At 47.0% G+C, this 15,192-nt stretch carries 13 protein-coding genes; 1 reads left to right on the top strand and 12 read right to left on the bottom strand.

Features of this window, described 5'->3' with window-relative positions; all coding sequences use genetic code 11:
* Nucleotides 1-177 precede the first annotated feature (177 nt).
* Genes HMPREF0671_RS06385 through topA form a run of 6 tightly spaced genes read right to left on the bottom strand, consistent with a single transcriptional unit; the run spans nucleotide 178 to nucleotide 6,811 of the window.
* A complete protein-coding gene (locus HMPREF0671_RS06385) occupies nucleotides 178-660 on the bottom strand; it encodes a hypothetical protein (protein ID WP_036898292.1) in 483 nt (160 codons plus the stop codon).
* Complete coding sequence (locus HMPREF0671_RS06380; protein ID WP_036898290.1) at nucleotides 650-1,162, bottom strand: RNA polymerase sigma factor; 513 nt, start codon at nucleotides 1,160-1,162, stop codon at nucleotides 650-652. The genes HMPREF0671_RS06385 and HMPREF0671_RS06380 overlap by 11 nt, the downstream gene beginning before the upstream one ends.
* A 60-nt stretch (nucleotides 1,163-1,222) precedes the next feature.
* Nucleotides 1,223-1,996 (bottom strand): acetylglutamate kinase, encoded by a 774-nt coding sequence (gene argB, locus HMPREF0671_RS06375; RefSeq protein ID WP_036898288.1) that lies wholly within the window; start codon nucleotides 1,994-1,996, stop codon nucleotides 1,223-1,225.
* 6 nt (nucleotides 1,997-2,002) lie between these two features.
* Complete coding sequence (gene speA, locus HMPREF0671_RS06370) at nucleotides 2,003-3,895, bottom strand: biosynthetic arginine decarboxylase (RefSeq protein ID WP_036898282.1); 1,893 nt, start codon at nucleotides 3,893-3,895, stop codon at nucleotides 2,003-2,005.
* 58 nt (nucleotides 3,896-3,953) lie between these two features.
* Nucleotides 3,954-4,481 (bottom strand): shikimate kinase, encoded by a 528-nt coding sequence (locus tag HMPREF0671_RS06365; protein WP_036898279.1) that lies wholly within the window; start codon nucleotides 4,479-4,481, stop codon nucleotides 3,954-3,956.
* Nucleotides 4,478-6,811, bottom strand: a complete 2,334-nt coding sequence (gene topA, locus HMPREF0671_RS06360; RefSeq protein WP_036898276.1) for a type I DNA topoisomerase — start codon at nucleotides 6,809-6,811, stop codon at nucleotides 4,478-4,480. The genes HMPREF0671_RS06365 and topA overlap by 4 nt, the downstream gene beginning before the upstream one ends.
* 232 nt (nucleotides 6,812-7,043) lie before the next feature.
* On the opposite strand from topA, the gene HMPREF0671_RS12250 reads away from it, so the two are divergent.
* Nucleotides 7,044-7,190: a hypothetical protein gene (locus tag HMPREF0671_RS12250; RefSeq protein WP_156431069.1), complete on the top strand. Its 147-nt coding sequence runs from the start codon at nucleotides 7,044-7,046 to the stop codon at nucleotides 7,188-7,190.
* A gap of 43 nt (nucleotides 7,191-7,233) precedes the next feature.
* Here the strand turns inward: HMPREF0671_RS12250 and HMPREF0671_RS06355 are convergent, their stop codons facing one another.
* The 6 genes from HMPREF0671_RS06355 to HMPREF0671_RS12495 all read right to left on the bottom strand — a co-directional run bounded on the left by HMPREF0671_RS06355 (nucleotide 7,234) and on the right by HMPREF0671_RS12495 (nucleotide 14,905).
* Entirely contained in the window at nucleotides 7,234-8,079 is an 846-nt protein-coding gene (locus HMPREF0671_RS06355) for a CPBP family intramembrane glutamic endopeptidase (protein ID WP_036898273.1), read from the bottom strand.
* Between the two features lie 2 nt (nucleotides 8,080-8,081).
* Nucleotides 8,082-9,017 (bottom strand): bifunctional riboflavin kinase/FAD synthetase, encoded by a 936-nt coding sequence (locus tag HMPREF0671_RS06350; RefSeq protein WP_036898270.1) that lies wholly within the window; start codon nucleotides 9,015-9,017, stop codon nucleotides 8,082-8,084.
* 3 nt (nucleotides 9,018-9,020) lie between these two features.
* Entirely contained in the window at nucleotides 9,021-11,561 is a 2,541-nt protein-coding gene (locus HMPREF0671_RS06345; RefSeq protein ID WP_036898267.1) for a calcium-translocating P-type ATPase, PMCA-type, read from the bottom strand.
* Nucleotides 11,562-11,742: 181 nt separating this feature from the next.
* The gene (locus tag HMPREF0671_RS06340) at nucleotides 11,743-12,294 is read right to left on the bottom strand and encodes a DUF3332 domain-containing protein (protein ID WP_036898264.1); all 552 of its coding nucleotides are present in this window, start codon (nucleotides 12,292-12,294) and stop codon (nucleotides 11,743-11,745) included.
* A gap of 91 nt (nucleotides 12,295-12,385) precedes the next feature.
* Nucleotides 12,386-13,915 carry a DUF3943 domain-containing protein gene (locus HMPREF0671_RS12500; RefSeq protein ID WP_082721722.1) on the bottom strand — a complete coding sequence of 510 codons (1,530 nt, stop codon included), beginning with the start codon at nucleotides 13,913-13,915 and terminating at the stop codon, nucleotides 12,386-12,388.
* Nucleotides 13,916-13,921: 6 nt separating this feature from the next.
* Nucleotides 13,922-14,905, bottom strand: coding sequence for a hypothetical protein (locus HMPREF0671_RS12495; RefSeq protein ID WP_156431068.1), 984 nt, complete (start codon nucleotides 14,903-14,905; stop codon nucleotides 13,922-13,924).
* Nucleotides 14,906-15,192: the final 287 nt, after the last annotated feature.

Raw genomic sequence — 15,192 nt, 5'->3', positions numbered from 1 at the left:
CAATACTCTATATCTCTTTATAAAAAGGTTATCATTGTACACAAAATAAAAGGGCTGCATCTCTTGGTACAGCCCTTTACTACGTTAGTATGTTATGAAAAATTTGAGAGAATAGAAGCTTCACAGCTTCATTGTTGTTTTACTAAACATGATTTATAGAGAAAGCATAGAAATAATCTATTTGAGTATAACCGTACCGGGAACCTGAACTGCATCTATACTAGAATGCTGAACAGAGTCGATAACGGCTGAATCGGTCAGCGCTACAGAAGCCCCTTCGTGGGTCTTCTCCATCATTGTACCCGCATAACCATCATTTTTATCATCAAAAGTGGCTTGAGCGGCATTGCCAAGTGTCAAGATAATGGCCACCACAGCAGCTGCCTTAAACAGCGGACGCAAGCGATAAGCCATAGAGACGGTGCGTGCCTTCACAGGCGCAACCTCTTCTATCATAGACAATATCTTAGCATCAAAGTCGCTACCCAACACATCCTCACGTACCTCCTGTTGCTCATAAGCGAACAACGACTTGTACTTGAGCAGGCTGGCAGGAATATCTTCCTGACTAAAGAATGCCTTCAGAATCTCCTCTTCTTCGAGAGTAGTCTGCGCATCCCAATAGCGTGCCAACAGCTGATCGATGTATTTATAATCCATAATTGTCGATTTCTTGAAATTTAACTTTGATAGCCTGACGTGCTCGGTAAATATTTACCTTCACTTGTTCTTCGGTTATACCAAGCACTGAGGCTATGTCCTTGTAGGGCTTTCCCTCAAAATCGCGCAGTTGCATACAACTTCGCTGCTTTTCGGGCAACTCATCCACGAGCTTCTTGACTACATCCAACCTATCGTTTCGTAGCATTTGCTCGTACGGATCAAGAGATTGATCGGGGCTATCGGTATCATGTTCGTCAAGCGAATCATTCTGATTACCGTGGCGTTTGATGCTGTCGAGTGCTAAATTTCGACATATTGTAAAGCAGAAGGCCTCAATGGACTCTATTTCCTGCCATGTTTCGCGCCTATCCCACACCTTAATCATCGTCTCCTGTACAATGTCTTCGGACTCGGCACTGTCTAGCGTAATGCGGAGAGCGAGCCGATAGAGCTGATTCTTCAGCGGCAGTACATCGTTTCGGAAGCTGATAATTTTCATCTCTCTAATTGAATGACGAATGGAATAAAGTAAAGTTACAGTATAAACAAAAATTAACTTTCATCGAATAACGGAACCTTGCAGACCGTCAATAGCCGTGGCTTGTGTGATGATAACACTCGAAACACCGGCTTCTATAGCTGCCAAAGCATTCTCCAACTTAGGAATCATACCCCCGGCAACAATGCCATCGGCCACATAACGTATAAAGTCTTGACGTGTAATCACGGGGATTACACTGTCGTCATCGTCGGGATTGCTCAACACTCCTTTCTTTTCAAAGCAGTACATGAGCGTCACATCGTATTTTACAGCCAATGCTTTAGCCGTCTCACCGGCTATAGTATCGGCGTTGGTGTTGAGGATATTGCCCTCACCATCGTGTGTCAAAGGAGCCATAACAGGCGTCAGACCGGCCTCAATGAGTGTAGATAGTCCATTGGCATTCACTTGGTCTACATCTCCTACAAACCCATAATCCACGCCATTCTGTATCGGTCGACGGTGCGAACGAATGGCATTGAAATCAGCACCCGTTAGTCCGAGGGCATTGACACCTATCGCTTGTAAGCGAGCTACGATAGTCTTATTCACCAATCCACCGTAGACCATCGTCACCACTTCCAGCATCTCGCGGTCGGTAATGCGTCTACCATTCACCATCTTACTCTCGATACCGAGGGCAGCAGCCACCTTCGTAGCCCTGCGACCACCGCCATGAACCAACACTTTACGTCCTTTTATGGCCGAGAAATCTTGTAGAAGACGAGCCAACTGCGCCTCATCTTCTACCACAGCACCCCCAACTTTAACGATAGTAAGCTTTTCCTTCATTGCGATTTACTCCAAATAAGTGTATCCGTATAGGCCCGAACGGTAATTACTTAGGAACTCTTTGCCCTCTTCCAAAGAGATTTTACCCTGCTTAACGCTCTTCGTCACCCAAATTTCGAGTTGTCTGACGAGTTTCTTAGGGTTGTATTGAACGTAGTCGAGCACTTCTTCCACCGTCTCACCATCGATGATTTGGTCGATATGATAACCTCCATCCTTCACCGAAATGTGCACAGCGTTGGTATCACCAAACAGGTTGTGCATATCGCCGAGTATCTCTTGATAAGCTCCAACGAGGAAAACACCTAGGTAGTAAGGTTCGTTACACTTCAAAGGATGAACAGGCAACACGTGACTGACACGTCCGTCGTTCACGAAATTAGCTATCTTGCCATCGCTATCACACGTAATATCCTGCAAAGTAGCATTGCGTGCGGGTCGCTCATCAAGTCTTTGGATAGGCATAATGGGGAACAATTGGTCAATAGCCCAGCTATCCGGCAAGCTTTGGAACAACGAGAAGTTACAAAAATATTTATCAGCCAAGAGTTTATCAAGTCCTTTCAATTCCTCCGGCACATGTTTCATTGTCCTACAAAGCGAGTTGATTTCGTGGCAAACACTCCAATACATGCTCTCAATCTCGGCACGTGTCTTCAAATCAACAATACCATGAGAGAAGAGTTCTAACGACTCATCGCGTATCTGTTCGGCATCGTGCCAGTCTTCCAACATTGAGCGTGGATTCAGGTTATCCCATATTTCGTAGAGGTCTTTCACCAGTTGATGTTCCGTTTCTTTCGGTTCAAACTCTTCAGGCATCTCCGGTAGGCTTGCAGTCTCAAGCACATCGATTACCAATACGGAGTGATGAGCTGTGAGCGAACGTCCACTTTCAGTGATAATATTGGGATGTGGAATAGCATTTTTATCGGCCGCATCCACGAAAGTATACACACAGTCGTTCACATATTCCTGTATCGAGTAGTTCACAGAGCTCTCACTGCTCGACGAACGCGTACCATCATAGTCGACACCCAGACCACCACCGCAATCCACGAAGTCTACTTCATACCCCATCTTGTGCAGGTTGATATAGAATTGTGCTGCCTCTCGCAGGGCTGTTTGGATACGACGAATCTTTGTTATTTGACTTCCTATGTGGAAATGGATAAGGTGCAAGCAGTCCTTGAGTCCCTTCTCTTCGAGCATTTCCAATGCTTTCAACAACTCAGACGAATTCAATCCGAACTTGGAAGCGTCTCCACCACTTTCTTCCCATTTACCACTGCCACTCGAAGCGAGCTTGATTCTGATACCCAAATTAGGTCTTACTTTCAGTTTCTTGGCTGCTTGAGCAATGATTTCAAGCTCGTTCAACTTCTCTACAACGATGAAAATACGCTTTCCCATCTTTTGTGCGAGCAGCGCCAACTCTATATAGCTCTGGTCTTTATAACCATTGCAGATAATCAACGAGTCGCTTTGGCATTGCACGGCAATCACAGCATGAAGCTCAGGCTTTGAGCCGGCCTCCAAACCTAGATTGAATTTACGGCCGTGTGAGATGATTTCCTCTACCACCGGCTGCATTTGATTCACCTTGATGGGATAAATAATGAAGTTCTCGGCCTTGTAGTCGTATTCCTTTTTCGCCTTACTGAAGCACGAAGCTGTCTTCTCAATACGACTATCAAGGATGTCGGGGAAGCGTAACAACACCGGTGGCGTCACGTCGCGCAGGGACAATTCGTCCATCACATCGCGCAAGTCTATCTGCGTATTGTCTTTGCACGGGGTGACATAGACGTCACCTTTAGGATTAATGCCGAAATAAGAGGTTCCCCATCCATTGATGTTGTAGAGTTCCTTGGAGTCTTCAACAGTCCATTTTTTCATTGAAGTATCTTGTTTTGGAAGTTAGCTGAATAAATAATAATATGTGAATCGAGGCAGCTTATACCTGTACGAGTTCCCTCACTCTCTTCACTGAAATCTTGATTTTCTCGAAGTTATCGAGCAAATTCACGTCTAGTGTATGCTTGGCTTGGGCGTAGAAAGGTTCCCGATAGGCCAATTGTTCATGAATGAAAGCCTCCACTTCTTCGGGAGTCTTGTTGAGTAGAAGGGGGCGAACCGACCGTCCCATCTTCAAATGTCCATACAATACCTCAGGCGTGGCCTTGAGATAGACCGTCTCTCCCTGTCGATTCATGTAGTCGATATTATCATAGAAGCAGGGCGTACCGCCACCACAACTGATGACAACATCCTCAAACTCGGCTATCTCATGCAACATGTTGCGCTCAATTCGGCGAAATCCGTCTTCTCCTTGTTCGTCGAATATCTGCTTCACCGTCTTGTGCATCCGGCTCTCTATATACCAATCGAGGTCATAGAAAGGTAATCCCAACTCTTGAGCCAGTGCCTTTCCCACCGTCGTTTTGCCGGCACCCATGTATCCTATGATAATGATTCGCTTCACTTCTTGCGACGTGTTTTAGCTTTCGGAGCCGGAGCTGTATTCACAATCTCCATACATTGCTCATAAGTAAGATCGGTAGCCTTCTCATGGAGTGCTTTAGGCATGCGATAGTTGTTGCCATCGTATGCTATATAAGGGCCGTAACGACCATTAAGCACCTCCAATTTAGCATCCTCATCAAACTGCTTCAAGTGGCGTTTCTCTTCTTGTTCCACCTTCGCTTGAATTAGTTTCACCGCCGTATCAAGCGTCACTGTCATGGGGTCTTCACACTTGGGCAGCGACACATACTTCTTGTTATGCATGATGTAAGGACCAAAACGTCCCGAACCTATGACTACATCGGTACCCTCATATAGCCCCACCGTGCGGGGTAATTTGAACAGTTCCAATGCCTCTTCAAGCGTTATCGTTTCCATACTCTTATCAGCCGGCAACTGCGAGAAACGTGGTTTCTCTGCGTCATCGGCCGTACCTATCTGTACCATCGGACCAAATCGACCGATTTTCACAAACACCGGCTTACCCGATTTCGGGTCGGTTCCCAGCTCACGCTCGCCCGCTTTATGCTCCGAACGTGCATTCATCACTTTCTCTACTGTCGGTTCAAACTTCTTATCGAAGTCTCTCATCATGTCGTGCCAACCTTCCTTGCCCTCGGCTATTTGGTCGAACTGCTGCTCCACACGTGCTGTGAAGTTGTAATCCATGATGTCGGGGAAACTCTGCATCAAGAAGTCATTCACCACAATGCCGGTATCTGTAGGCAGCAACTTACCTTTCTCGCTACCCACCATTTCTTTCTTGACGCGACTGGCAACCTTGATTCCCTTCAACACATCAATGGTATAAGAGCGCTCTTCCCCCTTTCTATCGCCCTTCTGTACATATTCACGTTGCTGAATAGTACTGATGGTGGGAGCGTAAGTAGACGGGCGCCCAATGCCCAACTCTTCGAGTTTATGCACCAAGCTAGCCTCCGTATAGCGAATAGGTCCTTGACTGAAACGTTCGGTAGAGCTGATTTCACGACGCTGCAACACGTCACCTTCCTTCATGGCAGGCAACATATTGGTCGACTCTTCCGATGCGTTATCTTCGTCGTCTACCGACTCGCGGTACACTTTCAAGAATCCGTCGAAAGCTATAACCTCTCCGGTAGCCACAAATTTCTCGCTAGCTCCCGATATATTAACGGTTACTGTGGTCTTCTCTATCTGCGCATCAGCCATCTGACTAGCTGCCGTACGCTTCCAAATCAGGTCGTAGAGACGCTTCTCCTGCAACGTTCCGTCAATCTCGGTTGTTGCCATAAAAGTCGGACGAATGGCTTCGTGAGCCTCTTGCGCACCTTTGGCGTGCGTATGATAGTTACGTGATTTGCTGTATTCTTTGCCGTAACGGCCGATGATTTCATCCTTACTGGTATTGATAGCCAGCGACGACAGGTTCACAGAGTCGGTACGCATATAAGTGATACGTCCACCCTCGTATAGTCGTTGAGCCACCATCATGGTCTGGCTCACCGTGAAACCGAGTTTACGGGCAGCCTCCTGTTGCAATGTAGAGGTTGTGAATGGGGGAGCAGGAGTGCGCTTCAACGGTTTTTTGGCAATGCTGGAAACCGTAAATTCAGCATCCTTACACTTATCCAAGAAAGCCAATGCTTCCTCGTGAGTTTTGAAACGAGTATCGAGTTCGGTCTTCACTTCCGAGGCCGAACCATCACTATGCACGATACCAAAGATGGCATTCACACGGTAGTAAGGCTCTGATTGGAAAGCTTGTATCTCGCGTTCGCGCTCAACAATGAGTCTCACGGCAACACTTTGTACACGACCGGCACTCAAAGCCGGCTTCACCTTGCGCCACAACACGGGCGAAAGTCTGAATCCTACCAATCTGTCAAGTACTCGACGAGCCTGCTGTGCGTTCACCAAAGACATATTCAGACGACGCGGATGCTCAATAGCTGCCAAGATAGCAGGTTTCGTTATCTCGTGGAAAACAATACGACTGGTTTTCTCTTCGTCCAATCCCAACACCTCGCACAGGTGCCATGAGATGGCTTCTCCCTCACGGTCCTCATCGGAAGCAAGCCATATCTTACTTGCTTTCTTTGCCGACGCCTTCAGTTCGGCAACCAGTTTCTTCTTCTCTTCGGGAATTTCGTAGTCGGGGTCTAGCGTCTTTGTATCAATACTAAGCTCTTTCTTCTTCAAATCACGGATGTGTCCGTAAGAAGACATTACCTTAAAATCCTTACCTAAAAACTTCTCTATCGTCTTTGCCTTAGCCGGACTCTCAACGATAACTAGATTATCTTGCATAGTTACGAATGTACGTTATTAAGGCGCAAAAGTAAATAAACTTTTTGCTTACACCTTATATATATAGTGTTTTTTTATTTTCTTAACTATCAAGTCTGTAGGAATTCTCTGTTATTCAATGCTATTCAGCTTATCACTAATACAAAAATCATAACGGCATATCACCCTAATTATCCCCATAGTCTGCCATCATCATTTTACGACAATCTCCATCTCACATTCCAATTAAAAAATGAATACCTTTCAAGACTCATCAACTCTCTTTACTGCTACGGCTCAACAACGATACTGTCTAGCCCAAACAGCAATGCTGCCAAGCCTTGACAACAAGATTGTCAAGGCTTGGCAGCAAATCAAAATCTATTTCTTGAAAATGTAAAAGCAGGCTTTATTGCCTTCAAAATATGTTTATCCGAAGTTCCTTATCCCTTCTTCTGACTTTTCAAAGGCAATCGCATGTTCAGTTGGAACAGTGCCGGAAGCAGGATACAGAGCGAGAATGCCACCCACAGATACACGCGCATTTGACTGCCACCGGCCAAATCGATGAGCTTGGCATCCTCCATTCCGGGCATCAGATTGGTCACTACATAAGCAATTGTATTGTTCACCCAATGCAAAACGACACCGGGAACGATGCTATCGGTACGGTAGTACATCCATCCCAACAACAATCCGAGTAGCACGGCATGCACGAATTGTGGTAGATTACCATGTACACAACCAAAGAGTATCGCTGAGATAAGGATGGCAACCCAATGCCATTTTTCCCCCATCACTTCGAGCAAACGACGCAAGATGGCTCCACGGAACACCACTTCTTCCACAAACGGAGCCAAGATTCCGATAACTACATAGCCTAGTGGCTCGCTCATGATGCCTATAAACATCTTCTCTAAATAGTCGGGCATGTCCATCTCAAGCATCTCTTGCATCCATATAGAGGGTATCAAAGTGCCCACCGTTGCCACCGCAATCCACACCAACGTGAGCCAAGGGCGCATCGCTATGTAGCTACGAGAGTAAGGAGTCCACTTCCGCCAAAAGAAGATGGCAATGGTCAACAGGCTGCTTATCACCGTTGACACGATGACATTCATCGGACTAGGCAGCCAACCGTTCCTCAAGGTCGCTATTACCTCAGAAGCATTCTTGCCCGAAGCGCTCAGGTCTATCGCCTCCGTAGCAAACTGTACCAGTATTTGTAGCAAGATGAACACGATGAGATACCATGCCACATCCCATATGATCTTGATTGTCTTATTCATATTCACATTCTTAATATTTCTTTTATTTCTATCTCGTCTTGACGCAGTCGATCTACCAACTGGCGTATATTATCGTATCTTTCTTCGCTACGTGTGCGTTTGACGAACTCCACTTCCACCTCACGGCCATAAATATCGCCTTCAAAGTGAAAGATGTTCACTTCTTGTGTACGCTCCGTTCCATTATAAGTGGGGCGTGTTCCAATGCTCATCATGCCACCATACGTCAGCGAATCGCCTTCTACACGCACCCGAACAGCATATACCCCCATGGCTGGAACAAGTTGATTGGTGTCTTGTACATCTATGTTGGCCGTAGGATAGCCCAACTTCCGTCCCTCTTGAAAGCCGTGAACCACTCGTCCACAGATATTGTAATGATAACCCAAGCAGCGATTGGCCAACTCTACCTCGCCTTCTTGCAACAACGAACGAATGACCGACGAACTCACATTGACACCCTCTAGCACGAAAGCCTTGCTTCTAACAACATCCATTCCCAACTCCCGACCATAGCCTACATAGTTGTCGAAGCCCTCAGCACGGTTGTGTCCGAAGCGATTATCATACCCTGTCAACAAGCAATGCACATCCAATTGGTTGCGCAACAACTGTTCCATGAATTCCCGTGCAGTAAGTCCGGCCATTTCACGATCAAAATCCAGCACCACCACACAGTCCACACCGGTCTGCTCCAAGAGTTCTAATTTACGCTTATGCTGCGTCAGCAACTGGGGCACATAGTCGTCTTGCAACACAGCTCTAGGGTGTCTTGCAAACGTAATGACCATTGAAAGCATCCCACGACGGGCAGCCTCAGCCTTCAATTGGTCTATCAGAAACCGGTGTCCAAGGTGTACGCCATCGAAAAAACCAACGGTAGCCACACTCGGCAGCGATGGTTTCTCCGTATGACCTATGATTTCTATTTTGCTCATTTCCTATTTTTCTCTTAGTCTCAAGCCCCATCTCCACAGCTCACCAAACCACAGCACCATCGAAGTAGCACCTATAATCGTCAGCCATTCAGTAGTTGAGAGAGGCACGGTGCGGAACATCTTACCACCGAAAGTGACGATTCCCCACTGTCCGACGAGTATGATAAGCAGCACAAGACCTAATCCTTTGTCGGCCCACAGGCGTCTGAAAGCCGAATGATGCGACCTTAGACACTTGGCATTAAACAGGTTCCAGAACTGCAACATCACAAAAGTGGTGAAGAAGATAGTCAGTTCGTGGATGTCAACACCACCGATTCCATGTCCCTCAACAATGATAAGGTATATCAACATCACGATAAAGAACGCCACACCACAGAAGATGATACCGCGAGCCATGCCCTTTGAGATGATGAAATCGCTCTGCTTGCGAGGACTTTCAGTCATAACCTCACGCGAAGGAGGTAACGACGACAGCGCCATAGCGGCAAATGTATCCATAATCAGGTTCACCCAGAGTATCTGAGTAACGGTCAATGGCATCTCGGTACCAACCACCGAACCACCCAACACGAGCAACAAAGCCGCCAGATTCACCACCAACTGGAAGAAAAGAAAGCGCTGAATATTGCGATAAAGCGACCGTCCCCACATCACGGCATTGGCTATCGAGCCGAACGAATCGTCTAGAAGAGTCATATCGGAAGCCTCTTTGGCCACACTGGTACCGCTTCCTAGAGATAAGCCTACGTGTGCATAGTTCAGCGCGGGGGCATCGTTGGTACCGTCACCCGTCACTGCTACCACATGACCGCGGCGTTGTAACAGCTCCACGAGTCGCTGCTTATCGGTCGGTTTGGCTCTCGACATCACGCGTATCTGCTTTGCTCGATCGTAAGCCTCATCGTCTGAGAGAGCCGCCCACTCCGTTCCGGTGATGAAAGCTACTTGAGGTGTGAGCTCATCGCAGACTCCTATCTGTCGCCCTATCTCCGCTGCTGTAGCCGCAGTGTCGCCTGTTACGATTTTCACTTCGATACCGGCGTTGCCACAAGTGGACACTGCTGCGGGCACATCCTCGCGTATCGGGTCGGAGATAGCAGTGATTCCCTGCAGTCTACAACCTCTGGCAAAGGCCAAAGTACGCATGGCTTTGTGCTGATATTCGGCTAACTTTTGCGATATTTCAGCACGCTGTGCATCGGTCATATCACAATATTTCATGACTATCTCAGGTGCTCCCTTGATATATCTAGTACCATCGGCCACCGTAGTCGACATGTACTTCCGCTCCGTAGAGAACGGTTGACGCTCCACGAGCGGCCGTTCGCTACGCAATTTTGCGTAATCAAAGCCTTCTTTTCGTGCCCAATTGAGCAACGCAACTTCTGTAGGATTGCCAACACCTTCGTCTCCATTCAACTCGGCTGTGGTGTTAGCGGCTATCGCTTCGGCCATTTCCCGCTTGTCACCATCCACGATGACCATATCTCCTACGGTCATTCGATTCTGCGTAAGGGTTCCCGTCTTGTCGGTACAAATGACGGTTACAGCCCCCATTGTCTCACAGGCATGCAGCTTACGCACCAAGTTGTTGCTCTTCAGCATACGTCTCATGTTCAAGGCCAACGACAAAGTGACGGCCATCGGTAACCCTTCGGGCACAGCCATCACAATGAGTGTAACAGCCATCATGAAGTATTTCAACACCGTTTCGGCCATAAGGATATAGTTGGTACTATGCCATACGGCCGGATTGGTGAGTATATCGTGTAGCAAAAAAGCCACAAATGCCAGTATAGACACTCCGGTTCCCACCTTGGAGACAAGCTTCGCCAACTTACCCAACTGTATATTCAGAGGGGTTTTAATATCTGTGGCCTCACTGGATTTGCGTGCTACCTTGCCTATCTCGGTCTCATCACCCACCGCACGTACCACAGCTAAGCCCTGACCACTCATCACCATCGTCGAACGCAGGATGATATTGACCGGATAGGTAGACTTATTCTGCTCCTTACTGGGGTCGGCATGCTTCGTCGTGATAGGTTCACCGGTCAACGACGACTCGTCTATTTGCAAATCTACCGACTCCATCAACTGCGCATCGGCAGGCACTTCGTCGCCCACTTCTATCAAGATGACATCGCCCACAACAACCTCTCGACGCGGAATCTCCATCACCCGACCGTCTCGACGCACCTTCACAGACTGCTCATCTGTCAATGCTGTGAGTACATTAAACTTCCGTGCGGCATCGCGCTCGAAATAGAAACCCACCGTCGTAGCCAAGAATATAGCCATAAAGATACCGATGGTCTCCACAAAATCGTGCTCTACAAATGCCAATATCAGCGAAATGGTAGCGGCTACCAGCAAAATTTGAATAATCGGGTCGCGATACTTCTCGGCATAAAGTTTCCAAAGCGAAGTGCGGGCAGGCGGTGTCAACACGTTCTCGCCATGCATCTTACGGCTTTCACTCACCTCAGAAGCACTGAGACCATGTTTATATTTCTCGGTCGCTGCGTTGTCTGTATTCATTCATCAATGTTTTCTGCAAAGTTAATTCAATTTATCCACGAATCCAAACACGCCACATATATTTAGATAAAAAGAAAAAGATAAGAGGTAAGAGAGTTGACTATCAAGTCAGTCTCTTACCTCTTACTCAGCACCTCTTGTTACTATCAACTCTCCGAAAAGAGGAATTACAGGGTGTTTTTTATCTCATAGCCCAGTAAGTGCCCATGCCTGTAGCCATCTTCAACTTATAAACACCAGCCTCATCTTGCGTCACGGTCACATCTTTACCGTTACCCAAATGAGCTTGGATAGTACCATCGTCGTTGAAAGTGAAAATATCTGTGGTCTTGCCATCCTGCTTTTGCGACCATGTCTTGGTCTCTTGATTGTACACAAAATAGAGTTTCTCACCGGTAGGTTTGGTAATCTCATAACCATCTTTCAACGTCTTCACAGCATAGTAACGACCATCCTGCCCCATCACTTCTTGTGTCTTACCTACATTTTGGGCTATCGGGTTACTTCCGGTCCAAAATTCCATGGTGTTGAGAACCAACGCATCAACGAGCGTACAAACTCCATAAGCCGGAGAGATAATCAAGAAGATAAGTTCGTTGAGGAACTTACTGTTCGTTGCACCTTTGTTCCAATGAGCCAACTTATTGAAGAGGCTGAACGAGCCCACACACGATGTACTTAAAAGGGTGGCTGCCATGAAGCCGGCAACGACACCGAGATGTTTCATTTTCATTACTTGAGTCTTTTAAAATTAATAATAGTTGGTAAAATTACAAATAATTCCAGTAAGTCAAACAGATTGACCTAGTTTAACATTTTGTTACTTACAGCACTAGCCCCATGCGCAATTCAAAAGTCTGGGCATGCACATTGGTATAATATTTATACCGCGTAGTACGCAAAAAGTAGCTTCCACTCAATTCCACTCCCATACCATTGCGCAACTTAAACACGAAAAGAGGATTCAGCACAAGCAGTTCCGCATTGCCCCGATCGCCTTGCGCGTTCAGATAGAGTGGATCTATACTGGCTAAGTCTTTACCCTCATATCCTTTCCAAGTATATATATGGTAGTAATCTACATTGAAAGCAAAGCGTCCCATACGCGGGAAATCCATCTGTGTATTGAGTTTTAGACTATATCCACTACCCATATTATAGTCGCGATCTATCATATTATAGTAGTCGCTTTTTGTTCCACCGAGCAGTATAGCGTCGAGGAATATACGCTGTTCGAGACGTTGTAGGTTGCCCACATGGGGAAAACGATAGATGACACCGGGGCCAAATGCAGCAGCTTCGCTAATGCGATAGGGAGTCAACGAGGTACCATTCTTCACCGGACTCGAATCATAATAATTGAAATGCTGAAAGATTCCGAACTGACTTTGGATACCATCGAAATTCTGGTTCTGCACTCCCCAAATGCGTCCGAGCAGATGAACACCATTGACCAATGGTTGATTACGCGACAAACCAAACGTAACATTGGCCATGAAATAGTCGTATGGCTTCATTGTCTCTTCCTTAAAAGGGTCGCCATACTCCAAGTAGAAGTTCACATAAGGATTACTCTCACCTCGAAACAGTCCACCATCATCGGCCAAATAGCGCAATCCGACAGTTGCTTTGAAGTCTACTGGGAACTGTTCATAATCATGATAGAGATAGTTTTCTTGGCGAATGCGCCACGCATCACCATTCATCAACCTCACCAAACCTTGCATCGGATTGACCACCGTGGCTCCAAATTCGCGTAAGAAGCGACGGAAGCCGTGTGCACGATCATTGAGAATGAGGGATGAAATACGATGCGTAATCTCGCCAATGGCTATTCCGCCGAACGTAGTAGCCATCAAATCGTTAATGGCCGGAGGCTCTTTCTCGCCACAAAACTCCCACATCAGGCTGCCACCCAGCGCATAAGGGGCACTCTGCCAAAACGAAAGGCCACGACTACGGGCACTATTGAAGTAGAGGTTACCATGATACGGATGGGCAAAAAGATTGGTAGAGAACTGATCGTTATCCCACACGAAGGCATGACGGAAATTGTTGCCGATGGTCTTAAACGTCACTTTGGCAAAGTCTTCGCCCATCACAAAGCGGTCGAAACAATGTACGAACACGTTGATACCAGCTGCCTGGACGGCCGCCTTCCACGGATGTGGATGCAAATAGTCGGGATCATCGGTACGAAACCGGTTATGCCATACCAACGAGTCGGTCGGAATAATTTGCCCATAGGGCGCTATATCGCGCTCATGTTGTATCACGACGGTATCCGAGAGATGTTGCGCCTGTCCTGACAACACTGCCATCCATACGAAAAGGATAAGGAAAAACTTCTTCATACTTGCTTATTTACGATTGTAACGAATGGAGATACCACCTTGAAACAAGAAGCGATGCCGATAGTCGCCGCCACTATAATAGCGGGTATCTCCATATCCCGTGCTGACGAAAGCACCCAATATTTCGTTCACTTGGTAGTCCATGTTCACGTGCACTTGCAGAGAATAGAGTCGTTTAGGCGTCTCCTGACTATGAGGTTTGAAGGTTTCCACATGGAAAAAGCCCACATCACCACTCACCGTCCAGCGTGGCCACAATCTGAAATACTGTCCGAGGCGATAGTAGATAGCTCCAGAAAACTCCTTATCAAGCCCCAAATAGTGGGTTCCGACACCAATCATATTATAGGTACTATGGTTGCGGAAGCGCATTGCACCATTGAACTTGGAGATAGTACCAGCAAAAACGAGGAAGTCGATGCATGTCTTCGGATTCACATTAACAAGTCCTATCTTGTGGGCAATGGTGTCGCGAGTGTAGTTGATGATACCCACTTGCCAGCCACGAGGATGACTTACCGCCACATTGAGCATTCCTATCTGCGATCCATTCAGGCTGTCGGCATAGTTATAGGGCGCAACCTGTAAACCACGCATATAACCCGAACACACATTGACGGCTCCGGCTATCTGCATACCCTCCTTGATTCCCATGGATATATTGGTAACTCCGGCTATCTGTGTACCCTGCATCGGAGTGGTACTCACATTGGTAAGTCCGGCTATCTGAAAGCCTTTCATGCGATGAGACACCGTCATTAGACCACCCACCGACAGCCCTCGCATCTCACCGGACACAACAGAGGAGAATACCCCCACTTGAACACCATGCAAAGTATCTACTTTGCTGAGTAGTCCCAAATTAAGATGCCCCACCAAGCGACCGTCAGTGGCATGACGGTTAATACCGAAACCGATATTCGGAAAATGCTTCTGTGCTGGCGACAGTGTTGCAACACACAGGAATAAAGATAGTATGATTATCCTCACACAGTTACAATTCAAATGCTTGAATAAAGAAATGACATGCATATTGATCCAATACTAATTCAATACAAAGGTACAAAAAATCACGCATATCAAGTATTTCTCACTGCTAGCTCTTTACTCTCTATACGCTGCAGAGGCAGGGCAGCAGTGCTGCAAAGTCCGAACAGCAGTGCTGAAGAGCCGAGGCAGCGATGCTGAAGAGGCGGTGCAACAGCCCAACCTCAGTCATTTACAGCCCCACCCCGCCCCTCCCCAAAAGGGAAGGGAGATGGCTTCGAGTTGATAAG

Source organism: Prevotella sp. S7 MS 2 (assembly GCF_000762865.1).
Classification (GTDB): Bacteria; Bacteroidota; Bacteroidia; order Bacteroidales; family Bacteroidaceae; genus Prevotella.
This window is presented reverse-complemented; position numbering and strand designations above follow the sequence as displayed.